This window comes from Enterobacter sp. BWH64, from assembly GCF_001037645.1.
Taxonomy (GTDB): Bacteria; Pseudomonadota; Gammaproteobacteria; order Enterobacterales; family Enterobacteriaceae; genus Enterobacter; species Enterobacter hormaechei_C.
Window position 1 is genome coordinate 1075508 of record NZ_KQ089922.1, and the last position, 24053, is coordinate 1099560.

The following is a 24053-nucleotide window of genomic DNA, read 5'->3' on the forward strand; positions in this document are numbered from 1 at the left end:
GTGTAGGCCCGGCAAACGAAGTGCCGCCGGGCGTGAAGGCAACTCAGTTCTTCAGCACCCACGCCTCTCTCCAGTGCGCGCCCACGCCTGGCTCAAACTGGTTTGCGGTTGGGCTGTACTGCACGCAGTAGCCGCTATACGGGAACGGTTTACACTCGTAGGTCTTACCGTTTTTAGGCTGTAACACCACGGTGCCCGCTTTGTAAGAGGCAATGCTGTCCGGGAAGATAAAGTCATGCGGGCCGCTGCTGTCCGCCGCGTCGCTTTCCAGCATCAGGTTTAGCACGTCCTGCGCGAACAGGGTGCCGTCTTTGTTGGTGGCGTAGTATTTCAGCATATGGTGGCCCGCCGTGACGTCAGTCAGCGTCATGGTCACGTTTTGATTGACGTTATTCATATCCTGCTTCAGGTAACCTTTTTCGGCACCGTGGTGGTTCATCACGTGCGCTTCAAAATTAACGTCACCCTGCGTGTTCACATGTAAGGTTACAATCACATTGCCATGTTCGATTTTGCTGTATTGCAGATCGGAAACGGCGATGGTCTCGCTCACCTGCGCTTTTTGCTCTTCATAAGAGATGGCAACGGATTTCAGCGTGCTGCCGTCTTTCACGAATACGCTGTTGGCGCCGTGAACCGGACTAATTTCACCGGCTTCATCTTTCACACCGACGCGGACATCGCTATGAGCGGTGTTGATCTTCTGCGCCAGATCGTAGGACCACTGGTTAGCGTCGCGTCGCCTTGTTCTGAAGAGCCGATGGTCATTTCAGTACGCAGGGCGGCAACTTCCCCGTTGGCGTCGAAGAAGCGTGCAATCACTTTATCGCCCACGTTCAGGTTATTCCCGGCAATCTGTCCGCTCAGGGTTTTACTCCACTGGGATATTACCGCTGGGGTATCGTCCGGCGTGACGTTGCCGCCGTTACCGAAATCAACGTCAATGGCCTGATAGAAACTGTTTGTGGTATCCGCAATTTCCCACACGCCATAAATAACCTGGTAGCCCGTACGTTCCGGGACATTACAGGTCTTGGATTTTGTCATGGACGGTGCCTGACCATTCCCGTTAATAGTACAGAACGGCGTTAATTCGAACTGGTCACGGGTCAGCGGTTTATTGGGGTCCCAGTTTTGTTTGGTAATGTAATAACGCCAGTTGGTGGTTTTATGCGGCGCGGTATGGTGCCAGACAAATTCATGCGGGCCTGCCGTCATGGGGCTTTTGGTCCAGGCGTTCAGGCTCTGCTTATCAAGCTGGGAGTAGCTGACAATACCGGCGCTGGCAAGCTGGCCGTCAGGCGGCATTGCGCCCGTCGGGAAGCCGGAGGTCCTTTCTACGCTCTGCGGTTCATATTGTACAGAGCCACAGTCAATATTCTGGCCGAGCTTACACATATAAGCGCGGCTGGCGGGGGATTCTATATATCCGTGTGCAAGTGCGGAAGACGCAACCGCTAATGTGGCAACGGCCAGCGCGATCTTAGAGAGTTTCATTCTTCATCCATTAATTAGAATATAACAAGGCAGCGTCAGTCTATTAATGGAGTGGGGGATGCGTCATTGCCTGGAGAGAGTAAAAATGGTCGCAATAAAAAAGGCAGCCTGAGCTGCCTTCTCTTTATTGAAATAAATTAGCGACGTACGGCAATCGCTTCAATTTCAATTTTTACGTCTTTTGGCAGACGCGCCACTTCCACACAGGAGCGCGCCGGGAAGGTGGCGTTGTGCTCGGTGAAGAACGCTTCATAAGTGGCGTTAACGGTGGCGAAATCGTTCAGATCTTTCACGAACACGGTGGTTTTGACGATATCGCCCACTTTCAGGCCGGCAGATTCGACGATCGCCTGCACGTTTTCCAGCGACTGACGCGCCTGCGCCGCTACGTCGGCTGGCACTTCACCGGTTTTTGGGTTCACCGGGATCTGACCAGAAGTGATGATCATGCTGCCCAGATCAACGCCCTGAACGTATGGGCCGATAGCCGCTGGTGCATTTTCCGTCGCGAGTACTTTGCTCATTTTTTCTCCAGAATTACAGCGTTAAGAATGTTCCCGGCCATTATAACAGCCGGGATTTCATTACCAACCTCAATTAGTTGGCCAGCACCACATAATGAGAAAACTCTTTTTCGCAGTATTTGCATTTGAGTGCAATGTCATTGGCGCGTTTTTTCACTGCGAAACTGGAGGAAACCGGCTCAGCATGACTGATGCAGTTGCTGTTCGGGCAGACCAGCACGCTTTCGATGCGATCCGGCAGGCTTGGGCGGGATTTGCCCACCACGTCGTAATCGTCGATGCGGTTAACCGTGGCGTCCGGCGCGTACAGAGACAGCTGGTTGACCTGCTCGTCGGTCAGGAAGGTATTCTCGATTTTGATCAGGTCTTTACGGCCCATTTCGCCCGACGGCAGGTTCAGGCCGATGGTGATGCGCTGGTCGGTTTCAGTCAGTTTGAACAGCGTCAGCAGCTTAAAGCCCACCTGCGCAGGGATGTGGTCAATCACGGTGCCACGCTTGATGGCTTCAACCTGGAGTTTGTTATCGTGTGTCATGGTCGTCTCCCCTTACAGAGCTAATTCGCGATTCAGAACCAGTGCCAGTAACGCCTGGCGGGCGAAGATGCCGTTTCCGGCCTGCTGGAAGTACCAGGCGTGCGGCGTTTTATCCACGTCTGTGGTGATCTCATCGATGCGCGGCAGCGGGTGCAGCACCTTCATGTTGTCGCGCGCGCCCTCGAGGTCGCTGGCGCGCAGTACGAACTGCGCCTTCACGTTGGCGTACTCGGATGGGTCAAGACGCTCTTTCTGCACGCGGGTCATGTAGAGAATATCCACGTTGCCCATCACTTCTTCTATGCTGGCGTGCAGGCTCCACGCGATGCCTTTTTCGTCCAGCATATCGAGAATGTACTGCGGCATCGCCAGCGCGTCCGGCGCGATGAAGAAGAAGCGGTTGCCGTTAAATTTCGCCAGCGCCTGGGTCAGGGAATGGACGGTGCGGCCATATTTCAGGTCGCCGACCATGGCGATGTTCAGGTTCTCAAGCGTGCCCTGCGTCTCCTGAATGGTGAACAGATCCAGCAGGGTCTGCGTCGGGTGCTGGTTGGCACCGTCACCGGCGTTCAGCACCGGAATACCGCCGGAAAACTCGGTCGCCAGACGCGCCGCGCCCTCCTGCGGGTGGCGCATCACAATCGCGTCCACGTAGGTGCTGATGACTGAAATGGTATCCGCCAGGGTCTCGCCTTTTTTGCCCAGCGACGTGTTGCTGCTGTCCGAGAAGCCCACCACGCTCGCCCCGAGGCGGTGCATGGAGGTTTCGAAGGAGAGGCGGGTGCGGGTCGAGGCTTCGAAGAAGCAGCTCGCAACCACCTTGTGCTTCAGCAGCTCCGGTTGCGGATTGGCCTTCAGTTTTGCCGCGGTTTCCAGAACCAGTTCCAGCTCTTCGCGGCTGAGGTCGTTTATGGAAATGATGTGTTTTTGATAAAGCGGATTCATGTTTATCTCCTGACGCCGGGCAAAAAAAAGCCCCTCAAATGAGGGGCTCTGGGAATAGGTTTAGCAACGGGAAGAAAAACGGCAGGCCAGCGTCTGATTTCAGACGCGGTAAGACAATATGTCGTACACGCTTGACCATGCTTCCTCCCGGCAAATTGTCGGGCATTATACGCAGCTCGCTTTTGGGATCAAGCGATTTAATGCACGCTTTACTCAATGCAAACGGTTCTTTATGAATATTAATGCGTTCTGAGTAAATAATTAATTTGCTTATGCACCAGCGCGGTGCGCTTCACCACGCGGGGGGCGACCCAGACAATACTGCTTCCGGCCACCACGCCTAAAATTTCCGGTAACTGGTGATAATCCAGAATACGCGCCACCGCGCGGCCATATCCGGCGACGGTATGGATAAGGATAAATTCGCTGTTGTGCTCCACGCTCACCACCATTTCAGAGACGGTACGCGCCGCGTCGGGGGCCGGGCGCAGCTGGGGATTCAGCGAATAAATCTTTAGCCCTTTGGCATTGCGAATTTTTATGACACCGAGCAACTTGAGCAGACGTGAAACGGTGGACTGGCTGATGGTCTCAAAACCCCGCTCCTGTAAGTCGCGGCGGATCTCCTCCTGGGAGAGATAGCTCTTTTCCGCGATCAGACGCTGGCAGACCGTTAGCTGTAGTTGCTCTTTGGGAGAGTACTCTTCGTAATCCATCATAGTTCCCATATCAGTTCCCGAAATAATCGGTGGCACCGCACCGATCCGTAGGCCGGATAAGCGCAGCGCCATCCGGCAAATTACAACAGGGCGCCCAGGCTTAACGCCACCATAATCACCACCGTTAAAATCCCCAGCAGCGGCGCGACCCATTTCAGATAGCGCACGTAGGGCACGCGGGCGATAGCCAGCCCGCCCATCACGACGGCAGAGGTGGGAGTGATCAGGTTAACGATGCCGGACGCCGACTGGTAAGCCGTAACCACCAGGTCGCGGTTGACGTTAGCGAAATCGGCAAGGGGCGCCATGATCGGCATCGTCAGAACGGCCAGGCCGGACGAAGAAGGCACAAGAAACGACAGCACCACTTCCAGCCAGTACATCACGTTGATGAACGCCACCGTCGACAATCCGGTGACCATTCCCTCGGCGCTGTGCAAAATGGTGTGGGTAATCATGCCCTTATCCATGATCACTACGATACCGCGCGCGATGCCGATAATCAGCGCGACGCCCAGCAAATCTCGCGCGCCGTTGATAAAGGTTGAGGTCAGCTCCTCTTCGCTCATGCGGGCGATCAGCCCGACGATAATCGCGCTGGCGAGGAACACCGCCGAGATCTCCGCCATCCACCAGCCCAGCACCGCCACGCCGTAGATCATCACCGCGAAGGCGAGGGCGAAGATCACCAGGATGAGTTTGCGCACCGGGGTAAATTCCAGCGACTGCTCGCCCTTGTTGCCGAGGAAGTGGGCGAGATTCTCTTCCTGCTTATCCGCCACGATCGACAGCGACGGATCCTTGCGCACCTTGCGGGCATAGCGCATTACCCACGCCACGCAGATGATCCAGCCGATCACCAGCAGCGCCAGGCGCAGAGCGATGCCGTTAGTGAAGGGGATCCCGGCGGCGTTGGCGGCGATCACCGTGGCGAACGGGTTGATGGTGGAGCCGAGGGTGCCGATCCCCGCGCCGAGCAGCACGGTGGATGCAGCAACCACCGGATCGAACCGCGCCGCCAGCATCACCGGCACCAGTAAGGTATAGAAGGGCAGCGACTCTTCTGCCATGCCGTAAATCGTGCCGCCTGCGGCAAACAGCGCCATCAGGATCGGGATCATCCACTCTTCGCGTCCGCGCAGCCGGGTGGTGACGCGCTCGATCCCGGCGTCTATCGCTCCGGTTTTAGTGACGATCCCGAGGAATCCCCCGATGATCAGAATAAACAGCGCCACGTCGATGGCCCCGGCCTGGCCGGACTCCGGATCGTACAGCCCGGCAATCGGCGCCATCAGCACCGAAACCAGCCCCTGCGGATGTGATGCCACCTGTGCATAGGTACCGGCAACCGGCACTTCTTTGCCGAGCGCCTCGTTCATCGCCATATGGTACTGCCCGGCCGGAACAATCCACGTCAGCACGGCAACCACGGCAATCAGAAAAAAGAGAATGGTGTAAGCGGAGGGAAACTTGAACTTGCCCATGATGTTCTCCTGAACCCGGCGCACCCCGCGGCGCGCCGGGCGGTGATTAGTCGCCGAGTGTCGCCACCATGACCGCTTTAATGGTGTGCATGCGGTTCTCTGCTTCGTCGAAAACGATGGAGTTCGGTGATTCAAAGACCTCTTCCGTCACCTCCAGCCCCTTCAGGCCGTACGCCATTTCGATTTCGCGGCCCACTTTGGTGTGCTCGTTGTGGAACGCCGGCAGGCAGTGCATGAACTTGACGTTCGGGTTACCGGTGGCCTTCATCACGTCCGCGTTAATCTGATATGGCTTCATCAGGCTGACGCGCTCGGCCCAGGCCTCCTTCGGCTCGCCCATGGAAACCCACACGTCGGTGTAGAGGAAATCGGTGCCCTGCACGCCTTCCTCCACGTCGTCGGTGAGGGTGATGCGCGCGCCGGTCTCTTTGGCGATGGCGCGGCACTGCTCAACCAGGCCCGCCTCCGGCCAGAAGGATTTCGGCGCCACAAGGCGGATATCCATCCCCATTTTGGCCGCGCCGACCATCAGGGAGTTACCCATGTTGTTCCGCGCGTCGCCGAGATAAGCAAAGCTCAGCTCCGGCAGGGTTTTGCCCGGAGAGTGCTCCAGCATGGTCATCAGGTCGGCGAGAATTTGGGTGGGGTGGAACTCGTCGGTCAGGCCGTTCCACACCGGCACGCCCGCGTACTCGCCCAGCTCTTCAACGATGGCCTGGCCGTAGCCACGGTACTCGATGCCGTCATACATGCGGCCCAGCACGCGGGCGGTGTCCTTCATCGACTCTTTGTGGCCAATCTGCGAACCGCTTGGGCCGAGGTAGGTGACCTGCGCGCCCTGGTCGAACGCACCCACTTCGAAGGCGCAGCGGGTGCGGGTGGAGGTTTTTTCAAAGATCAGGGCGATGTTTTTCCCGACCAGGGTTTGTTTTTCGCGTCCGGCTTTTTTGGCGGCCTTCAGCTCGATGGCGAGATCGATCAGGTACTGGATCTCCGCCGGGGTGTAGTCCAGCAGTTTCAGGAAGTTGCGGTTTTTCAGGTTAATGGTCATGGGGAAATCCTTTTTAAAATTTAGCTGTCTGATGCCCTCACCCCGGCCCTCTCCCACAGGGAGAGGGGGCGTACATTCCCTCTCCCTTTGGGAGAGGGTTAGGGTGAGGGGAAAACGACTCAGTTACGAATCAACGTGCCTTTCTCGCCCGCCAGGATCTCCGCGCCGTCATTCAGCGCGCCGATCCCGGCTATCCCATTGCAGGCTTCAACGAACTCGCGGCAGGCGGCCACTTTCGGCCCCATCGATCCGGCGTCGAACTGCATGCCTCTGAGCAGCTCCGGCGTCACCTGCGCCAGCGGACGCTGGGTTGGCTTGCCCCAGTCGAGGTACACCGCGTCGGCATCGGTGAGGATCAGCAGGGCATCGGCCTCGATCTGGCGCGCCAGCAGGGCGGCGGAGAGGTCTTTGTCGATCACCGCCTCAATGCCGCGATAGCCGTTGGCGTTTTCCACCACCGGCACGCCGCCGCCGCCGTTGCAGATCACCAGGTGGTCGCGCTGAATCAGCGCCGTGATGGCGTCACTCTCGACGATGCGCTTCGGCTGCGGCGACGGCACCACGCGGCGGAAGTAGCTGCCGTCGGCCTTAAACACCCAGCCTTTTTCCGCGGCCAGCGCTTTAGCCAGGGCTTCGCTGTAGACCGGGCCGATGTACTTGGTCGGGTTGCTGAACGCCGGGTCGGCGGCGTCCACTTCCACCTGCGTGAGCAGGACGCTGACCTCGCGCTGGGGCAGATTGTTTTTCAGCGCCTGCTGGAGCATGTAGCCGATCATTCCCTGGCTTTCGGCGCCAAGAACGTCCAGCGGGTAGGGAGTGACTTTGTCGTAGGCGCTGTTTTGCAGCGCCAGCAGTCCGACCTGCGGGCCGTTGCCGTGCACCAGCACCACGCGCCACTGTTCCGTTAAGCCGGCGATGGTGCGGGCGGCCTGCTCGATGTTCTGGCGCTGGATCTCCGCTTCCAGCGGCTCGCCGCGCTTGAGCAGCGCGTTGCCGCCAAGGGCCACAACCAGAGTGGGTTTTCGTTCCATGATGGCTCCTTTAAATTCCGTCGCGTTCCAGTGGGCAGCTCATGCAGCGCGCGCCGCCGCGACCGCGTCCCAGCTCGTCGCCCGGGATCGGCAGCACGGTGATGCCCGCTTTGTCGTACTTCTCGTTGGTCCAGACGTTGCGCTCGTAGCCGATCACCACGCCCGGGCGGAGGGTCAGGACGTTGTTAGCGTCGTTCCACTGCTCGCGTTCGGCTTCAAAGGCGTCGCCGCCGGTGGTGATCAGGCGGACGTGGTTAATGCCGAGGGCTTTCTCGATGGCGTGCAGCAGGTCGGTTTCCTGGGTGCGCAGCAGGCCGCCGCGTCCGTCCGGGGTGAGCGTCCAGCACTGGGCGTCCTTGCGCACCACTTCCGGGTAAACGGAGAAGGTGGCTACGTCGATGTGGGTCATCACGGTGTCGAGGTGCATGCAGGAGCGGTGTTTCGGCAGCTCAACGGCAATCACGCGCTCGGCCTGGCGATGTTTAAACAGGCTGTTGGCGAGGAACTCCACGCCCTGCGGCGTCGTGCGCTCGGACATGCCGATCAGTACCGCCCCGCGACCAATCACTAATACGTCGCCGCCTTCTAAGGTGGCGTGGTCGTAATTAATATTCTCGTCGCCGAAATACTTAATAAACTCGCCGTCGGCAAATGCGGGGTGCCAGCGATATATTGCCCGCAGGTTATTGGTTTCACGCTGGCGGGCGGGTTTCGCCATCGGATTAATGGAGACGCCGTTATATATCCAGCAGGAGGTATCGCGGGTAAATAAGTGGTTCGGTAGCGGCTTCATAATAAAATCATTCGCCGTGTGGGTATCGACCACCATATTTTTAATGGCCGCCGGAATTTCACCGTAGGTTAATCCGCCGCTTAATCTGCGCGCCAGTTCGCGGTGCGGCATATCCGCCAGCCAGCCGCGCACGTCGGCGGCAAAGGTTGGTCCCAGGCGATAGTCGGAGATTTGTGTTTCAAGAAGCCAGGCTTTTGCTTCAGCAATATCAAGCGTTTGCGTAAGAAGGTCGGTCAACAGCAGGACTTCCACACCCTGCTCGCGCAGCGTGTTTGCGAAGATGTCATGCTCTTCACCCGCCCGTTCAACCGAGAGCACGTCATCAAATAGCAGCTCCTGACAGTTTGAGGGGGTTAACCGTTTCAGACTTAAATTAGGACGGTGCAGCATAACGCTACGCAATTGACCAATTTCAGAACCGACGTAATGCTTTTCCATAATTATTCCTTTAACTTTTTTTCAGAATAAAAAGGGCATGCGCCATGTGATGTGTTTAATTTCATGGCGGCTAAGCTCAATTGATTTCGTGATTTATAGTAGGCGCTTAAATAATGGTTATTGTGACATTGCTCACGCGAAAACCGATATTGAGCAGTTTATTTTCAATTGCATGATTCGTATCAGATAATGATTAATTTCATATTATTAAGGGATGAATAGCTAAGCAGGAACGGGTGGCAATATTTGAAGTTGTTATTATTTTGTAGAATCACACGCTTTGAAATATTTATTTATGTTGTTGATTTTAATAGATAAAATGTTGTCACGGGAATAGCTATGCAATAATGACAGTTAACTATTTTTCACTTAAGATAAATCAATAAATAATTATGGATTTTTAAAGGAAATAACCAAAGTGATAAAGTGTGATACACCAACAGGTTTTGTGAGTTATGCTTTAAATTCAGTGAGTTAGATCCTATGTGCAAAGTGCATGAAATGAGGTTATGCATAACCACTGCATAAATGCCTGTGTGCAATTAACAGTGGATTAACACATTTCCCGATAAACATGCGCTGACGCAAATCTTGTCAAAAAAGGGCTGGTATGGAAGAGGCAATTCTCGTATAAAACATAAAAATGAAACAATGTTTTAATCTGAGGGTTGTATCATGATTATTGGCAATATTCATCATCTCCAGTCCTGGCTGCCAGAAGAGCTGCGCCAGGCCATTGAGCACGTTAAGGCCCACGTCACCGACGCAACGCCGACCGGTAAGCACGACATCAATGGCAACAGCCTGTTTTATCTGGTTTCGGAGGACATGACCCAGCCGTTCGCCGAGCGTCGCGCTGAATACCATGCACGCTATCTGGATATTCAGATTGTGCTAAAAGGTCAGGAAGGGATGACCTTCAGTACCCTGCCGCACGGTACGCCGGACACCGACTGGCTGGCGGAAAAAGACATCGCGTTCCTGCCGGAAGGCGAGCAGGAGAAAACCGTGGTGCTGAGCGAAGGGGATTTTGTGGTGTTCTGGCCGGGCGAAGTGCATAAGCCGCTGTGCGCGGCGGGAGCGCCGGCGCAGGTGCGTAAGGTTGTGGTGAAGATGCTGGTAGAGTAACCCCTCACCCCGGCCCTCTCCCACGGGGAGAGGGTGTAAAAGTTCCCTCTCCCTGTGGGAGAGGGTTAGGGTGAGGGCACCAGACCGCACCCACGCATAATGTGATCCAGCTTAAACTTCCCGCACTCCCTCATCCCTTCCCATTTACCTGCGCTTTTTCTGCGTCATAGTATGATCGTTAAATTAATGAACGCCGTTCTATAATGTAGAACAAAATGTTTCAACAAGGAGATCTCATGCCGCAGTCCGCGTTGTTCACGGGTATCATTCCCCCTGTCTCCACCATTTTTGCCGCCGATGGCCAGCTCGATAAACCGGGTACCGCCGCGCTGATCGACGATCTGATTGCTGCGGGCGTCGACGGCCTGTTCTTCCTGGGCAGCGGCGGCGAGTTCTCCCAGCTCAGCGCCGAAGAGCGTAAAACCATTGCCCGGTTTGCGATCGATCATGTCGATCGTCGCGTGCCGGTTCTGATCGGCACCGGCGGCACCAACGCCCGGGAAACCATTGAGCTGAGCCAGCACGCGCAGCAGGCGGGCGCGGACGGCATCGTGGTGATCAACCCTTACTACTGGAAAGTGTCGGAAGCGAACCTGATCCGCTATTTCGAGCAGGTGGCCGACAGCGTCACGCTGCCGGTGATGCTCTATAACTTCCCGGCGCTGACCGGGCAGGATCTGACCCCGGCACTGGTGAAAACCCTCGCCGACTCGCGCAGTAACATCGTCGGCATTAAAGACACCATCGACTCCGTCGCTCACCTGCGCAGCATGATCCACACCGTTAAAGGCGCCCATCCTCATTTCACGGTGCTGTGCGGCTACGACGATCATCTGTTTAATACCCTGCTGCTAGGCGGCGACGGGGCGATCTCGGCCAGCGGCAACTTTGCCCCACAGGTGTCGGTAAATCTTCTGAAAGCCTGGCGGGATAACGACGTGGCGAAAGCGGCTGAGTATCATCAGACCCTGCTGCAAATCCCGCAGATGTATCAGCTGGATACGCCGTTTGTGAACGTCATTAAAGAGGCGATCGTGCTCTGCGGCCGCCCGATTTCTACGCACGTCCTGCCGCCAGCCTCGCCGCTGGACGAGCCGCGCAAGGCGCAGCTGAAAACCCTGTTACAACAGCTCAAACTCTGCTGAGCCGGACGATAACGATGACCATTGAGAAAATTTTCACCCCACAGGACGATGCGTTTTATGCGGTGATCACCCACGCGGCGGGGCCGCAGGGCACGCTGCCGCTGACACCGCAGATGCTGATGGAATCCCCCAGCGGCAACCTGTTCGGTATGACGCAGAACGCCGGGATGGGCTGGGATGCCAACAAGCTCACCGGCAAAGAGGTGCTGATCATCGGCACCCAGGGCGGCATCCGCGCCGGAGACGGACGCCCGGTCGCGCTGGGCTACCACACCGGGCACTGGGAGATCGGCATGCAGATGCAGGCGGCGGCGAAGGAGATCACCCGCAACGGCGGGATCCCGTTCGCCGCCTTCGTCAGCGATCCGTGCGACGGTCGCTCGCAGGGCACGCACGGCATGTTCGACTCCCTGCCGTACCGCAACGACGCGGCGATCGTGTTTCGCCGCCTGATCCGCTCCCTGCCGACGCGCCGGGCGGTGATCGGCGTGGCAACCTGCGATAAAGGGCTGCCCGCCACCATGATTGCGCTGGCTTCCATGCACGATCTGCCGACCATTCTGGTGCCGGGCGGGGCGACGCTGCCGCCCACCGTGGGGGAAGATGCGGGCAAAGTGCAGACCATCGGCGCGCGCTTCGCCAACCATGAGCTCTCCTTGCAGGAGGCCGCCGAGCTGGGCTGTCGCGCCTGCGCGTCGCCGGGCGGCGGGTGTCAGTTCCTCGGTACGGCGGGCACCTCGCAGGTAGTGGCGGAGGCGCTGGGTCTGGCGCTGCCGCACTCTGCACTGGCGCCGTCCGGGCAGGCGGTGTGGCTGGAGATCGCCCGCCAGTCGGCACGCGCGGTCAGTGAACTGGATAACCGTGGCATCACCACGCGCGATATCCTCACCGACAAAGCCATCGAAAACGCGATGGTGATCCACGCGGCGTTCGGCGGCTCCACTAATTTACTGCTGCACATTCCAGCCATCGCCCACGCGGCGGGCTGCACGATCCCGGACGTTGAACACTGGACGCGCGTCAACCGCAGGGTGCCTCGCCTGGTAAGCGTGCTGCCCAACGGCCCGGACTATCACCCGACCGTGCGCGCCTTCCTCGCGGGCGGCGTGCCGGAGGTGATGCTCCACCTGCGCGATCTCGGCCTGTTGCATCTGGACGCCATGACCGTCACTGGCCAGACAGTGGGCGAGAACCTCGACTGGTGGCAGAGCTCGGAGCGCCGTAAGCGCTTCCGCCAGTGCCTGCGCGAGCAGGACGGCGTGGAGCCGGATGACGTGATCCTGCCGCCGGAGAAGGCAAAAGCGAAAGGGCTGACCTCGACGGTCTGCTTCCCGACGGGCAACATCGCGCCGGAAGGATCGGTGATCAAGGCCACGGCGATCGACCCGTCGGTGGTGGATGACGATGGCGTTTACCGCCACACTGGCCGGGTACGGGTGTTTGTCTCGGAAGCGCAGGCCATCAAGGCCATAAAGCGGGAAGAGATTGCGCAGGGCGATATCATGGTGGTGATCGGCGGCGGGCCGTCCGGCACCGGTATGGAAGAGACCTACCAGCTTACCTCCGCGCTGAAGCATATCTCGTGGGGCAAGACGGTGTCGTTAATCACCGATGCGCGCTTCTCGGGCGTGTCGACGGGGGCCTGCTTCGGCCACGTATCGCCGGAGGCGCTGGCGGGAGGGCCGATTGGTAAGCTGCGCGATAACGACATCATTGAGATTGCCGTGGACCGCCTGACTCTGACCGGTAGCGTGAACTTCATCGGTACCGCGGACAACCCGCTAACGCCGGAAGAGGGGGCGCGCGAGCTGGCGCGGCGGCAGACGCACCCGGACCTGCACGCTCACGACTTTTTGCCGGACGATACCCGGCTGTGGGCGGCATTACAGTCCGTGAGTGGCGGCACCTGGAAAGGCTGTATTTATGACACCGATAAAATCATTGAGGTAATTAACGCCGGTAAAAAAGCACTCGGCCTTTAATTATTTTTTGAGAGAAAGTCGCCTGCGGAAAATATTCCGCGGGTGGTTTTTACTTGTCTTTAATTTACTAATTTAAACAATGACTTATGATATATCGTTGGCGTCACAAAAGCGAAATAACGTAATTCAGAAATAAGATATGACCATTGCTGGTTAATTGAGCAGCTCATTACACTCCAGTAACACAATGTTGTAATTCAGCACACTACATAAGGGTGTAATTCTGATGACGCAATTAACCATGAAAGACAAAATTGGCTACGGGCTGGGTGATACCGCCTGCGGCTTCGTCTGGCAGGCCACGATGTTCCTGCTGGCCTATTTCTACACCGACGTGTTCGGTCTCTCCGCGGGCATAATGGGGACGCTGTTTTTAGTTTCCCGCGTGCTCGACGCCGTGACCGATCCGCTGATGGGGCTGCTGGTAGACCGCACCCGCACGCGGCACGGCCAGTTCCGCCCGTTCCTGCTGTGGGGCGCCATCCCGTTCGGCATCGTCTGCATGCTGACCTTCTACACGCCGGACTTCTCCGCGCAGGGCAAAATCATCTACGCCTGCGTGACCTACATTCTCCTGACCCTGGTCTATACCTTCGTTAACGTGCCGTACTGCGCCATGCCGGGCGTCATTACCGCCGACCCGAAAGAGCGTCACGCCCTGCAGTCCTGGCGCTTCTTCCTGGCCGCGGCAGGCTCGCTCGCCATCAGCGGCATCGCGCTGCCGCTGGTGAGCATTATCGGCAAAGGGGACGAGCAGGTGGGCTATTTCGGCGCCATGTGCGTGCTGGGGCTGAGCGGCGTGGTGCTGCTCTACGTCTGCTTCTTCACCACCAAAGAGCGCTACACCTTTGAGGTACAGCCGGGCTCGTCGGTGGCGAAAGACCTTAAGCTGCTGCTGGGCAACAGCCAGTGGCGGATCATGTGCGCGTTCAAGATGATGGCGACCTGCTCTAACGTGGTGCGCGGCGGGGCGACGCTCTACTTCGTGAAATACGTGATGGATCACCCGGAGATGGCGACCCAGTTTTTACTTTACGGCAGCCTCGCCACCATGTTCGGCTCGCTCTGCTCGTCTCGTCTGCTGGGCCGCTTCGACCGCGTTACCGCCTTTAAGTGGATCATTGTCGCTTACTCTCTGATTAGCCTGCTGATCTTCTTCACGCCGGCGGAGCATATTGCCCTGATTTTCGCCCTCAACATCCTGTTCCTGTTCGTCTTTAACACCACCACGCCGCTGCAATGGCTGATGGCCTCTGACGTGGTGGATTACGAGGAGAGCCGCAGCGGACGTCGCCTCGACGGGCTGGTGTTCTCCACCTACCTGTTCAGCCTGAAGATTGGCCTGGCGATTGGCGGGGCGGTGGTGGGCTGGATCCTGGCCTGGGTGAACTACTCCGCCAGCAGCAGCGTGCAGCCGGTCGAGGTGCTGACCACCATCAAAATTCTGTTCTGCGTGGTGCCGGTGGTGCTCTACGCGGGCATGTTCATCATGCTGTCGTTCTACAAGCTCACCGACGCCCGCGTGGAGGCCATCAGCCAGCAGTTGATCAAGCACCGCGCGGCGCAGGGCGAGGCCGTTCCCGACGCCGCGACAGCCGCATCCCATTAACCGGAGGCAACATGGAAATCACTAACCCAATACTCACCGGCTTCAACCCGGACCCGTCCCTGTGCCGCCAGGGCGAGGACTACTACATCGCCACCTCGACCTTCGAGTGGTTCCCGGGCGTGCGCATCTATCACTCCCGCGACCTGAAAAACTGGACGCTGGTCAGCACGCCGCTGGACCGCGTGTCGATGCTGGACATGAAGGGCAACCCGGACTCCGGCGGTATCTGGGCGCCGTGCCTGAGCTACGCCGACGGCAAATTCTGGCTGCTCTATACCGACGTGAAGATTGTCGATTCGCCGTGGAAAAATGGCCGCAACTTCCTCGTCACCGCGCCGTCCATTGAGGGGCCATGGAGCGAGCCGGTCCCGATGGGCAACGGCGGGTTCGATCCGTCCCTGTTCCACGACGACGATGGCCGCAAATACTACCTCTACCGCCCGTGGGGGCCGCGCCATCACAGCAACCCGCACAACACCATCGTGATGCAGGAGTTTGACCCGCAGACCGGCACCCTCTCGCCGGAGCGCAAAACGCTGTTTACCGGCACGCCGCTCTGCTACACCGAAGGGGCGCATCTTTATCGGCACGCGGGATGGTACTACCTGATGGTTGCCGAAGGCGGCACCAGCTACGAGCACGCCGTCGTGGTGCTGCGTGCAAAAACCATCGACGGGCCGTACGAGCTTCACCCGGATGTGACGATGATGACCAGCTGGCACCTGCCGGAGAACCCGCTGCAAAAGAGCGGCCACGGCTCGCTGCTGCAAACCCACACCGGGGAGTGGTATATGGCCTACCTTACCAGCCGCCCGCTGCGCCTGCCCGGCGTGCCGCTGCTGGCCTCAGGCGGACGCGGTTACTGTCCGCTGGGGCGCGAGACCGGCATCGCCCGCATTGAATGGCGCGATGGCTGGCCGTACGTGGAGGGCGGTAAGCACGCGCAGCTGACCGTGAAAGGCCCGCAGGTGGCGGAGCAGCCCGCCGCCGTTCAGGGTAGCTGGCGGGATGATTTCGACGGCAGCACGCTTGACCCTGAATTGCAGACTCTGCGCATTCCGTTCGACGACACCCTCGGCTCGCTCACCGCGCGCTCCGGCTATTTACGGTTATACGGCAACGACTCGCTCAACTCGACCTTTACCCAGTCGACCGTGGCGCGCCGCTGGCAGCACTTCACCTTCCGGGCCGAGACGCGGATGCAGTTCTCGCCGGTGCACTTCCAGCAGAGCGCGGGGCTGACCTGCTACTACAACAGCAAAAACTGGAGCTACTGCTTTGTGGACTACGAGGAGGGGCAGGGCAGAACGATTAAGGTTATTCAGCTCGACCACAACGTGCCGTCGTGGCCGCTGCACGAGCAGCCCATTCCCGTGCCGGAGAGTGCGAAGAGCGTCTGGCTAAGGGTGGATGTGGATGCGCTGGTCTACCGCTACAGCTACTCGTTCGACGGCGAGACGTGGCACACCGTGCCGGTGACGTATGAGGCGTGGAAGCTGTCGGATGACTATATCGGCGGGCGCGGCTTCTTCACCGGCGCGTTTGTGGGACTGCACTGCGAGGACATCAGCGGCGACGGCTGCCACGCTGACTTCGACTACTTCACCTACGAGCCGGTCTGACGGCTCAGGCCGGGTAGCCCAGCGCGCGTGAGAGCTGGAGCCCGGCCTGCTGAAGCTGCTCGCGGAAATCAGCCAGCTCGGCGTCGTCCACGCGGGAGGTCAGCGTCGACAGGCTCAGGGCGGCGATGACGCGGGACTCGTGGTTCCACACCGGCACCGCCACGCAGCGCACGCCCTGCTCGTTCTCTTCGCTATCCAGGGCATAGCCCTGCTCGCGGGTCTGCGCCAGGGCACTCATTAAGGCTTCGCGAGAGGCAAGGGTAGAAGGGGTATAGGTGGTGTACTGATAGCCCTCCAGCAGGGCGTTCAGCTCGGCCTCGCCCAGCCAGGCAATCAACACCTTGCCGATGGCGGTGGCGTGAACCGGCAGGCGGCGGCCGATGCGCGAATAGGCGATGGCAGCGAGCTTGCCTTCAATCTTCTCGATATAGACCCCTTCACGCCCGTCCAGGATCCCCAGATGGGTAGTCTGCCCGGTTCGCCGGGACAGCTCCGTCAGCCAGCCTTTCGCCTTCTGCCGAATATCCATCGAGCCCACGACAAAATGCCCGCGCTCGACCAGCTTCATGCCGAGGCGATACTTACCGTTCTCCGGGTTCTGATCGATATAGCCGTGAAGCTGGAGGGTTTTCAGCAGCGAGTGGAGGGTACTCTTGCTCAGCCCCATCAGTTTGCTGATGTCGGTGATCTTAAGCTCGGTGGCCTGCTCGTTGAACAGGTCGAGGATCTGCAACGCACGTTCAACAGACTGAATAATCGGCATAATGCTGGTATGTCCACGCTGGAATTAAGGCGAAAACGTACCTTTTTCGGGGTGAAAAATCAATTGAGTAGAGCGGGTTGTGGGAGAAAGGGCATCAGCCGCATCGTCGCCTGATTTGCCCGGCGGCGCTGCGCTTGCACGGGCCTACGGGCTGGGTTTTCTCCCTCTCCCTGTGGGAGAGGGCCGGGGTGAGGGCACCAACGCGCAGAGGACTCAACCCCCAAGCGTCGCCACCATCACCGCCTTAATCGTATGCATCCGGTTTTCCGCCTGGTCAAACACGATGCTCGCCGGCGACTCAAACACCTCGTCCGTCACTTCCATCCCGCCGTGCAGATCGAACTCTTTCGCCATCTGCTTGCCGAGCGTGGTCTGGTCGTCATGGAACGCCGGCAGACAGTGCAGGAACTTCACGTCCGGGTTGCCGGTGAGCGCCATCATCTGCGCGTTCACCTGATACCCGCGCAGCAGCGCAATCCGCTCCGCCCACTTCTCTTTGGCTTCGCCCATCGACACCCACACGTCGGTATAGATAAAGTCCGCGCCCTTCACGCCCGCCGCCACGTCTTCCGTCAGGGTGATCTTCCCGCCGTGCTTTTCCGCTAGCGCGCTGCACTCCGCCACCAGGCTCTCTTCCGGCCAGCAGGCTTTCGGGGCCACCAGGCGCAGATCCAGCCCGGTCAGCGCCGCCGCTTCCAGCATCGAGTTGCCCATGTTGTTGCGTGCGTCGCCCGCGTAGACCAGCGTCATCTTGTTAAACGCCTTGCCCGGCAGGTGCTCCTGCATGGTCAGCAGGTCCGCCAGCAGCTGCGTCGGGTGGAACTCGTTAGTCAGCCCGTTCCACACCGGCACGCCCGCATACTGCGCCAGCGTTTCGACGACTTCCTGGCCGTGCCCGCGATACTGAATGCCGTCGTACATCCGCCCGAGCACCCGTGCGGTATCCTTAATTGACTCTTTATGCCCAATCTGGCTGCCGCTCGGCCCTAAATAGGTAACGCGCGCGCCCTGGTCAAATGCGGCAACTTCGAAAGAGCAACGTGTACGGGTCGAGTCTTTTTCGAAGATGAGCGCGATGTTTTTGCCAGTAAGCTTTTGTACTTCCTTGCCATTTTTTTTATCGGCTTTGAGCTGTGCGGCAAGGGTCAGCAGAGAAGTGAACTGTGCAGGGGTAAAGTCGAGCAATTTCAGAAAGTGTTTCTTGTACAGATCAGACATTTTATCCTCGCATGGCGAACGCCACTTATTGAATTAAAATTCACTTTATATGTGTAATTATTCATTTGCAACCCCGTTTCACAAATCTTTCCAACAAAGGTGGAGGCAAACCCGTCCGTGTGTGAAAATAGAAGTATCTGCCGCACTTTAAAGAGGATTGAGCCATGGCAAACCCGGAATTACTGGAAGAGCAACGCGAAGAGACGCGTCTGATTATTGAAGAACTGCTGGAAGACGGTAGCGATCCGGACGCGCTGTACACCATCGAACACCATTTCTCTGCGGATGATTTCGACGCGCTGGAAAAAATGGCCGTGGAAGCCTTCAAGCTGGGTTACGAAGTGACCGAGCCGGAAGAGCTGGAAGTGGAAGAGGGCGACACCGTCATCTGCTGCGACATCCTGAGCGAAGGCGCGCTGAAGGCGGAGCTGATCGACGCGCAGGTAGAACAGCTGATGAACCTGGCCGAGAAGTTTGACGTGGTATACGACGGCTGGGGAACCTACTTCGAAGATCCGAACGGTGAAGACGGCGAAGAAGGCGACGACGAAGATTACGTCGACGAAGACGACGACGGCGTGCGTCACTAAGCGTTCCAGGCGGTGGCCCGCGCCACCGCTTTTTCAAGGCAGAACCATGGATTACCCGCAGATACTCGCCCCCGTACTCAACTTCCTCCAGTGCCCGACCCCGCAAGCATGGATTGATAAAGCCCGCGACCCGGCGAACCTGCCGCTGCTGCTCACCGACCACATGGTGTGCGAGCTCAAGGCCGCCCAGACCGCGCTGCTGCTGGTGCGTAAATACGTCGCCGACGAAAGCGGTGCCGACGCGCTGCTCGACTGGCTCAAACCTTACGAACAGTTCACCTTTCGCGACGGCCCGGAGCCGGACTTCATCGCCCTGCACAAGCAGATTGGCAAAAGCGTGATGCCCAAAACCGACGACCCGTGGGGCCAGGCGCTCATCGACAGCATGGTGCTGCTGATTAAAGAGGAGCTGCACCACTTCTGGCAGGTGCGCGAGGCGATGCTAGCCCGCGACATTCCGTACGTCAAAATCACCGCCAGCCGCTACGCCAAAGGGATGCTGAAGGAAGTGCGCACCCACGAACCGCTGACGCTAATCGACAAGCTCATCTGCGGCGCCTACATCGAAGCCCGCTCCTGCGAACGCTTCGCCGCGCTGGCCCCGTTCCTCGACGATGACTTACAGAAGTTCTATCTCTCGCTGCTGCGCTCGGAAGCGCGCCATTATCAGGACTACCTGACGCTGGCCCAGCAGGTGAGCGACGACGATATCTCACCGCGCATACAGCTTTTTGGCGAAATTGAAGCCACACTTATCTCGACACCGGACCACGAGTTTCGCTTCCACAGCGGCGTGCCGGTGTAAACCGGCACAACTCAAGGATAAGGATGCGAGATGAAAAAAACGTGGATCAGTACGGTCGTTGTTATTGTCGCGGCCGCCGCCGTGGCGTTCTGGGTGTTCTTTGACAGGCAACGCGCTCCGGAAGCGCAGATTGATACCACCCTCAACGCGATGCCTGCCTGGCAGGTGATTAAGGAGCAGGAGCCCGCGCTGCATCAGCGCATCCTCGACCAGATGGCAGCCCTGCAAAAAGCGGGCGAGCCGGAGCAGCAGATTATCGACACCATCCAGCCGCAGATCCTGCATTTGCAGATGTCGCGCCTGCAAAACGCCCCGGACGCCAACGTGGTGAACTACATGACCATCAACATGGAGCAGACCGCCGCCATCCAGAAGGTGAGCGACGACGCCTGCTTCCGCTTCCTCTACCCGATGGTGAAGGGCGGCGTGAATCCGATGCGCATGCTGGATAAAGACCTGATGACGCGGCGAATGCAGGCCGACGCCGACATGATGCGCGCGGCCTACGGCAAAAACCGCCACACCGTGACGCAGGCCGAACGTGAGGCGGCTGCCGAGGATGTCCGGCCGGTTATGAAGGCGCTTGCCGATAAGTACGGCGAGGACATCCAGCTGTTGCAGATGCCGGAGAAGGCGGTGGGCAAGGAGAAGCTCTCCTGCGATATGGTGCAGGAGATGTGGGCGAAGGTGCTGGCGCTGCCGGAGCAGAAGGCGGCAGGGGTGATTCGTCTTGCAGTGTCTGAGCTGGAGTAACCAGGGCGCTGGTTTTTTGGGCACTTAGCGCGGGTTTAGCGCGTCGTCGCTTGCATGGCGGCGCGCGACAGGTATAATCCACAATGTTTCCGCATCCCCTTCAGTGCCGAAGTGGCGAAATCGGTAGACGCAGTTGATTCAAAATCAACCGTAGAAATACGTGCCGGTTCGAGTCCGGCCTTCGGCACCATTAGTACTTCCAAGACCATCCGAGAAAGTCCACCAAACCCTTTAAAATCAATGCTTGTAGCGGTTTTTCCGTCCTGAGTTGTCCGAGGTAGTCCGTTGAAATCCGGATGTCATTGGGGGCATAATTGGGGGCATCTTAACTTCGATTAGAAATGTGCCCCCAAATGAAGCTCAACGCCAGACAGGTCGAGACCGCAAAGCCAAAAGACAAAAACTACAAAATGGCCGATGGCGGTGGTTTGTATCTCGAGGTCTCGGCCAAGGGTTCTAAATACTGGCGCATGAAATACAGACGCCCCTCTGACAAAAAAGAGGATCGCCTTGCCTTTGGTGTTTGGCCTACAGTGACGCTTGCTCAGGCAAGAGCAAAGCGTGATGAGGCTAAAAAGCTCTTAGTGCAGGGAATTGACCCTAAAGCCGAACAGAAAGAAACTCAGGCTGAGAATTCGGGGGCATATACTTTCGAAACTATCGCTCGTGAATGGCATGCCAGTAACAAGCGCTGGAGTGAAGACCATAGATCGCGCGTTCTTCGCTATCTTGAGCTTTATATCTTCCCTCATATCGGTTCGTCTGACATTCGCCTGCTCAAAACCAGCCACCTGTTATCCCCGATTAAAAAAGTTGATGCCACTGGTAAACATGACGTTGCTCAGCGCCTACAACAGCGCGTCACGGCCATAATGCGTTACGCCGTACAGAACGATTACATCGACTCTAATCCAGCCAGTGATATGGCAGGTGCGTTATCGACAACCAAAGCACGACACTATCCAGCTTTACCTTCTAGCCGCTTCCCTGAGTTTCTTGCTCGTCTTGCTGCATATCGCGGCCGTGTAATGACACGGATCGCGGTCGAGCTTTCCTTACTGACTTTTGTGCGTTCTAGTGAGTTACGTTTCGCGCGTTGGGATGAGTTCGACTTCGATAAAGCCCTTTGGCGCGTACCTGCAAAACGAGAGGAAATTAAGGGTGTGCGTTACTCGTATCGTGGCATGAAGATGAAAGAGGAGCATATCGTTCCGCTTAGTCGGCAGGCGATGGCATTGCTAGAACAGCTCAAACAGATCAGTGGTGATAAAGAACTCCTATTCCCGGGGGATCATGATTCAACAAAGGTTATGAGTGAAAATACCGTAAACAGCGCATTGCGTGCGATGGGCTATGACACGAAAACCGAGGTCTGCGGACATGGGTTTAGGACGATGGCTCGCGGTGCGTTGGGAGAGTCGGGGCTCTGGAGCGATGATGCTATTGAGCGCCAGTTGAGTCACTCTGAAAGAAATAATGTCCGCGCTGCATATATTCATACTTCTGAGCATTTGGATGAGCGTCGCTTAATGGTGCAGTGGTGGGCCGATTATTTAATGTCTAACATTGGAAAGCATATTACGCCATTCGAGTTTGCTAAACTGAATGCTCAAATAAAAAAAAGGGTCTAAAAGACCCTATTTTTTATTTTTTCCAAACGTTACGGTAACCTGGAGAATCGGACTCTGGTGGATAAGTCGGCTGTGCTATTTGAATTGTCATAGGGATGGGGAAATCTACTCCTACAAGCGCAACTTCACCTTGCTTTAAGCTTGGTAAAAATGAAGCCGCTGATTTATCTATTTCACCACATGCTCTTTCCACTACATCTCGATCTCTATCGTTTGTTAATCTATGTACTAGTAACGTACCAATTTGGCTTAATACACCCTCGGTTATATCTCTAGGCCTTTGAGTTGTTAGGCAAATATTTAGGCCATATTTTCTTCCTTCCTTTGCAATCATCTCGAAGGCATCAAGCTTAATAGAATGGTCTTCTGATCCAACCCTTTTACCCAAGAAGTTATGAGCCTCGTCAACGATGACTAGAAGTGGCTTTTCTCTGAATTTTTCAAGCCTAGCAAGAGTTAATAGTTTTCTACCAATTACATTGGCTAATATTTCTCTTGCAAAAAATTCATAGCTAACATCGCTTAGACATAAACGAAGAACTCTTTTATTTGAACTTAAAAAGTCTTCTAATATATCTCCCAGTTTTGCGACGTTTTCATCTCCATGAAAAACCGCTTTCAGTGAGCTTGCATATGTTACGGCTTGTATCCTGGTTAAAAGAGAAGAACAATAGCTCAAATCTTGCGTGGCTGCATTACCCCATGAGTCTTCACCATTATCAAAACAGCACTCCTGAACTATCTGAGAAATTAATTTAGTGATATCAAATGGTTGAGAGGGATTATCAACTAGTTTTGAATTATCACCAGTATTCATTGAGCGACGATAATCAGTTTTAGGTTGTTTTATTTTCTTTAGAATACCATTGGTTGCAATAGTAGGGTCGATCGCAACTAATCTTAAACTTTTAATCGCTTCCTTCAGTTTTGGTCCCTGAACTTTACCTGAAGGATCAAACATAGCGATAAAATCTGATTCCATGAAATCAGTTGGGGGGATTCTAAATTCTATAGAACCATTGGCTTGATTAATAGGTGAACCTAAATGATAATGATAACAGTCCTCAGAGTTAAAGGATCTATATTCGCTTGTGGCATCGAGAATTATAGTCTTTGAATTATTATAATTTGCACATTCTTCTAATATTTTTGCAGTTGTCCAGCTTTTCCCACCACCTGTAGCTCCTAGTATTGCGCAGTGGCGGCCAAATAGTTTGTCTGGCTCAACAGTAACAATGCTTGTTGAACCTCCTGATATATTTCCTAACACTATACCTATTCGGTTTTCACCGTCATCACTTAAGCTTCTGTTTATTAGCTCGGGTATTAATGAAATGAAATCTAACGGTGCAGAATATACTCTATCACCTAATCGAGGGTAACATTTTATCCCCGAGTCGACACGAAAACTCGAGGCATCAATTGTGCCAAGAAGCTGTATAGTTCCAATTGCATCAACTTTTCTATTTCCCTGAGACTCTACTGATATCTCTCCTCTTTCGCGTTCAGGTAATTTGACCTCAATCAGTCTGCCTAAAACGATAGATTGTTGTCCTTCAATTAATAAAATCTCTCCGACTTCTCCTTTCCCATAACGATTTCCATCAATGTAGGCACCGCTAACTTCACCAGCATATACTAAATTAACTCTTGCCATTTGAGCAAAAATAGATGAAATAACTCCAACTTTCAAAGCGCTTCTTAAAATACCGTTTTGTAAAAGCGAACTATTCATTTTAGTTGTTTCCTCCCACTTGCTTGATAGCTTTTGCTAACTGTTCTGCAGGTGT

The 24053-nt window shown here is 56.4% G+C and carries 22 protein-coding genes, 1 tRNA gene and 2 pseudogenes; 11 read left to right on the forward strand and 14 right to left on the reverse strand.

The features are described 5' to 3' along the window. Nucleotides 1-43: 43 nt before the first annotated feature. The 5 genes and pseudogenes from gbpA to SK50_RS23065 form a co-directional block, all read right to left on the reverse strand. Nucleotides 44-1497: pseudogene (gbpA, locus tag SK50_RS05135) on the reverse strand (N-acetylglucosamine-binding protein GbpA). A 137-nt stretch (nt 1498-1634) separates the two neighbouring features. Then, nucleotides 1635-2021 (reverse strand): 2-iminobutanoate/2-iminopropanoate deaminase, encoded by a 387-nt coding sequence (gene ridA, locus SK50_RS05140; RefSeq protein WP_003863373.1) that lies wholly within the window; start codon nt 2019-2021, stop codon nt 1635-1637. Nucleotides 2022-2094: 73 nt separating this feature from the next. Continuing rightward, nucleotides 2095-2556 (reverse strand): aspartate carbamoyltransferase regulatory subunit, encoded by a 462-nt coding sequence (pyrI, locus tag SK50_RS05145; RefSeq protein ID WP_003863370.1) that lies wholly within the window; start codon nt 2554-2556, stop codon nt 2095-2097. Nucleotides 2557-2568: 12 nt separating this feature from the next. Beyond that, the gene (pyrB, locus tag SK50_RS05150; RefSeq protein WP_048229143.1) at nt 2569-3501 is read right to left on the reverse strand and encodes an aspartate carbamoyltransferase; all 933 of its coding nucleotides are present in this window, start codon (nt 3499-3501) and stop codon (nt 2569-2571) included. A 34-nt stretch (nt 3502-3535) separates the two neighbouring features. Beyond that, nucleotides 3536-3640, reverse strand: coding sequence for a pyrBI operon leader peptide (locus tag SK50_RS23065; RefSeq protein WP_071524139.1), 105 nt, complete (start codon nt 3638-3640; stop codon nt 3536-3538). Between SK50_RS23065 and SK50_RS23785 the strand changes: the two are divergent. Next, nucleotides 3620-3737: pseudogene (locus tag SK50_RS23785) on the forward strand (hypothetical protein). The gene SK50_RS23065 and the pseudogene SK50_RS23785 overlap by 21 nt on opposite strands. Before the next feature lie 3 nt (nt 3738-3740). On the opposite strand, the gene SK50_RS05155 reads toward SK50_RS23785, so the two are convergent. The 5 genes from SK50_RS05155 to arcA form a co-directional block, all read right to left on the reverse strand. Next, a complete protein-coding gene (locus SK50_RS05155) occupies nt 3741-4220 on the reverse strand; it encodes an arginine repressor (protein ID WP_003863366.1) in 480 nt (159 codons plus the stop codon). Between the two features lie 80 nt (nt 4221-4300). Then, nucleotides 4301-5704, reverse strand: a complete 1404-nt coding sequence (locus SK50_RS05160; RefSeq protein WP_045344399.1) for a YfcC family protein — start codon at nt 5702-5704, stop codon at nt 4301-4303. A gap of 46 nt (nt 5705-5750) precedes the next feature. Further along, nucleotides 5751-6755, reverse strand: a complete 1005-nt coding sequence (gene argF, locus SK50_RS05165; protein WP_003863360.1) for an ornithine carbamoyltransferase — start codon at nt 6753-6755, stop codon at nt 5751-5753. Between the two features lie 119 nt (nt 6756-6874). Further along, nucleotides 6875-7786 carry a carbamate kinase gene (gene arcC, locus SK50_RS05170; RefSeq protein ID WP_045344400.1) on the reverse strand — a complete coding sequence of 304 codons (912 nt, stop codon included), beginning with the start codon at nt 7784-7786 and terminating at the stop codon, nt 6875-6877. A gap of 10 nt (nt 7787-7796) precedes the next feature. Continuing rightward, nucleotides 7797-9017 carry an arginine deiminase gene (gene arcA, locus SK50_RS05175; RefSeq protein WP_048229144.1) on the reverse strand — a complete coding sequence of 407 codons (1221 nt, stop codon included), beginning with the start codon at nt 9015-9017 and terminating at the stop codon, nt 7797-7799. Between the two features lie 675 nt (nt 9018-9692). On the opposite strand from arcA, the gene SK50_RS05180 reads away from it, so the two are divergent. From SK50_RS05180 to SK50_RS05200, 5 genes are all read left to right on the forward strand, one after another. After that, complete coding sequence (locus SK50_RS05180; RefSeq protein ID WP_023295826.1) at nt 9693-10145, forward strand: YhcH/YjgK/YiaL family protein; 453 nt, start codon at nt 9693-9695, stop codon at nt 10143-10145. Nucleotides 10146-10381: 236 nt separating this feature from the next. Continuing rightward, complete coding sequence (gene yagE, locus SK50_RS05185; RefSeq protein ID WP_048229147.1) at nt 10382-11290, forward strand: 2-keto-3-deoxygluconate aldolase; 909 nt, start codon at nt 10382-10384, stop codon at nt 11288-11290. A 14-nt stretch (nt 11291-11304) separates the two neighbouring features. After that, nucleotides 11305-13272 (forward strand): xylonate dehydratase YagF, encoded by a 1968-nt coding sequence (yagF, locus tag SK50_RS05190; RefSeq protein WP_045344401.1) that lies wholly within the window; start codon nt 11305-11307, stop codon nt 13270-13272. 226 nt (nt 13273-13498) lie between these two features. After that, the gene (locus SK50_RS05195; RefSeq protein WP_045344402.1) at nt 13499-14881 is read left to right on the forward strand and encodes an MFS transporter; all 1383 of its coding nucleotides are present in this window, start codon (nt 13499-13501) and stop codon (nt 14879-14881) included. An 11-nt stretch (nt 14882-14892) separates the two neighbouring features. Then, entirely contained in the window at nt 14893-16503 is a 1611-nt protein-coding gene (locus SK50_RS05200; protein ID WP_045344404.1) for a glycoside hydrolase family 43 protein, read from the forward strand. Between the two features lie 4 nt (nt 16504-16507). Here the strand turns inward: SK50_RS05200 and xynR are convergent, their stop codons facing one another. From xynR to SK50_RS24095, 3 genes are all read right to left on the reverse strand, one after another. Beyond that, the gene (gene xynR, locus SK50_RS05205) at nt 16508-17266 is read right to left on the reverse strand and encodes a DNA-binding transcriptional repressor XynR (RefSeq protein WP_032670692.1); all 759 of its coding nucleotides are present in this window, start codon (nt 17264-17266) and stop codon (nt 16508-16510) included. A gap of 213 nt (nt 17267-17479) precedes the next feature. Next, nucleotides 17480-18484, reverse strand: a complete 1005-nt coding sequence (gene argF / locus SK50_RS05210; RefSeq protein ID WP_045344406.1) for an ornithine carbamoyltransferase — start codon at nt 18482-18484, stop codon at nt 17480-17482. Next, nucleotides 18454-18549 (reverse strand): putative translational regulatory protein ArgL, encoded by a 96-nt coding sequence (locus SK50_RS24095; RefSeq protein ID WP_213083700.1) that lies wholly within the window; start codon nt 18547-18549, stop codon nt 18454-18456. The genes argF (SK50_RS05210) and SK50_RS24095 overlap by 31 nt, the downstream gene beginning before the upstream one ends. Before the next feature lie 99 nt (nt 18550-18648). On the opposite strand from SK50_RS24095, the gene rraB reads away from it, so the two are divergent. From rraB to SK50_RS05235, 5 genes are all read left to right on the forward strand, one after another. Next, nucleotides 18649-19074 (forward strand): ribonuclease E inhibitor RraB, encoded by a 426-nt coding sequence (gene rraB / locus SK50_RS05215; RefSeq protein WP_045344408.1) that lies wholly within the window; start codon nt 18649-18651, stop codon nt 19072-19074. A 46-nt stretch (nt 19075-19120) separates the two neighbouring features. Further along, nucleotides 19121-19879, forward strand: coding sequence for a tRNA isopentenyl-2-thiomethyl-A-37 hydroxylase MiaE (gene miaE / locus SK50_RS05220; RefSeq protein WP_023295833.1), 759 nt, complete (start codon nt 19121-19123; stop codon nt 19877-19879). Between the two features lie 30 nt (nt 19880-19909). Next, nucleotides 19910-20632: a hypothetical protein gene (locus SK50_RS05225; RefSeq protein ID WP_045344410.1), complete on the forward strand. Its 723-nt coding sequence runs from the start codon at nt 19910-19912 to the stop codon at nt 20630-20632. 105 nt (nt 20633-20737) lie between these two features. Continuing rightward, nucleotides 20738-20822, forward strand: a tRNA-Leu gene (locus tag SK50_RS05230). 163 nt (nt 20823-20985) lie between these two features. Then, nucleotides 20986-22263 (forward strand): tyrosine-type recombinase/integrase, encoded by a 1278-nt coding sequence (locus SK50_RS05235; protein ID WP_048229148.1) that lies wholly within the window; start codon nt 20986-20988, stop codon nt 22261-22263. Between the two features lie 13 nt (nt 22264-22276). Here SK50_RS05235 and SK50_RS05240 read toward each other — a convergent pair whose 3' ends face one another. Next, a complete protein-coding gene (locus SK50_RS05240; RefSeq protein WP_048229150.1) occupies nt 22277-23998 on the reverse strand; it encodes an ATP-binding protein in 1722 nt (573 codons plus the stop codon). Nucleotides 23999-24053: the final 55 nt, after the last annotated feature.

Excerpts from the sequence above, each read along its gene's own strand:
- pyrI (WP_003863370.1), bottom strand. The coding sequence starts at position 2,556 with ATGACACACGATAACAAACTCCAGGTTGAAGCCATCAAGCGTGGCACC.
- SK50_RS05235 (WP_048229148.1), top strand. The coding sequence starts at position 20,986 with ATGAAGCTCAACGCCAGACAGGTCGAGACCGCAAAGCCAAAAGACAAA.
- pyrB (WP_048229143.1), bottom strand. The coding sequence starts at position 3,501 with ATGAATCCGCTTTATCAAAAACACATCATTTCCATAAACGACCTCAGC.
- arcA (WP_048229144.1), bottom strand. The coding sequence starts at position 9,017 with ATGGAAAAGCATTACGTCGGTTCTGAAATTGGTCAATTGCGTAGCGTT.
- argF (WP_045344406.1), bottom strand. The coding sequence starts at position 18,484 with ATGTCTGATCTGTACAAGAAACACTTTCTGAAATTGCTCGACTTTACC.
- SK50_RS24095 (WP_213083700.1), bottom strand. The coding sequence starts at position 18,549 with ATGAATAATTACACATATAAAGTGAATTTTAATTCAATAAGTGGCGTT.
- rraB (WP_045344408.1), top strand. The coding sequence starts at position 18,649 with ATGGCAAACCCGGAATTACTGGAAGAGCAACGCGAAGAGACGCGTCTG.
- SK50_RS05195 (WP_045344402.1), top strand. The coding sequence starts at position 13,499 with ATGACGCAATTAACCATGAAAGACAAAATTGGCTACGGGCTGGGTGAT.
- SK50_RS05225 (WP_045344410.1), top strand. The coding sequence starts at position 19,910 with ATGAAAAAAACGTGGATCAGTACGGTCGTTGTTATTGTCGCGGCCGCC.
- SK50_RS05180 (WP_023295826.1), top strand. The coding sequence starts at position 9,693 with ATGATTATTGGCAATATTCATCATCTCCAGTCCTGGCTGCCAGAAGAG.
- SK50_RS23065 (WP_071524139.1), bottom strand. The coding sequence starts at position 3,640 with ATGGTCAAGCGTGTACGACATATTGTCTTACCGCGTCTGAAATCAGAC.
- SK50_RS05240 (WP_048229150.1), bottom strand. The coding sequence starts at position 23,998 with ATGAATAGTTCGCTTTTACAAAACGGTATTTTAAGAAGCGCTTTGAAA.
- argF (WP_003863360.1), bottom strand. The coding sequence starts at position 6,755 with ATGACCATTAACCTGAAAAACCGCAACTTCCTGAAACTGCTGGACTAC.
- ridA (WP_003863373.1), bottom strand. The coding sequence starts at position 2,021 with ATGAGCAAAGTACTCGCGACGGAAAATGCACCAGCGGCTATCGGCCCA.
- SK50_RS05160 (WP_045344399.1), bottom strand. The coding sequence starts at position 5,704 with ATGGGCAAGTTCAAGTTTCCCTCCGCTTACACCATTCTCTTTTTTCTG.
- arcC (WP_045344400.1), bottom strand. The coding sequence starts at position 7,786 with ATGGAACGAAAACCCACTCTGGTTGTGGCCCTTGGCGGCAACGCGCTG.
- yagE (WP_048229147.1), top strand. The coding sequence starts at position 10,382 with ATGCCGCAGTCCGCGTTGTTCACGGGTATCATTCCCCCTGTCTCCACC.
- xynR (WP_032670692.1), bottom strand. The coding sequence starts at position 17,266 with ATGCCGATTATTCAGTCTGTTGAACGTGCGTTGCAGATCCTCGACCTG.
- miaE (WP_023295833.1), top strand. The coding sequence starts at position 19,121 with ATGGATTACCCGCAGATACTCGCCCCCGTACTCAACTTCCTCCAGTGC.
- SK50_RS05200 (WP_045344404.1), top strand. The coding sequence starts at position 14,893 with ATGGAAATCACTAACCCAATACTCACCGGCTTCAACCCGGACCCGTCC.
- yagF (WP_045344401.1), top strand. The coding sequence starts at position 11,305 with ATGACCATTGAGAAAATTTTCACCCCACAGGACGATGCGTTTTATGCG.
- SK50_RS05155 (WP_003863366.1), bottom strand. The coding sequence starts at position 4,220 with ATGATGGATTACGAAGAGTACTCTCCCAAAGAGCAACTACAGCTAACG.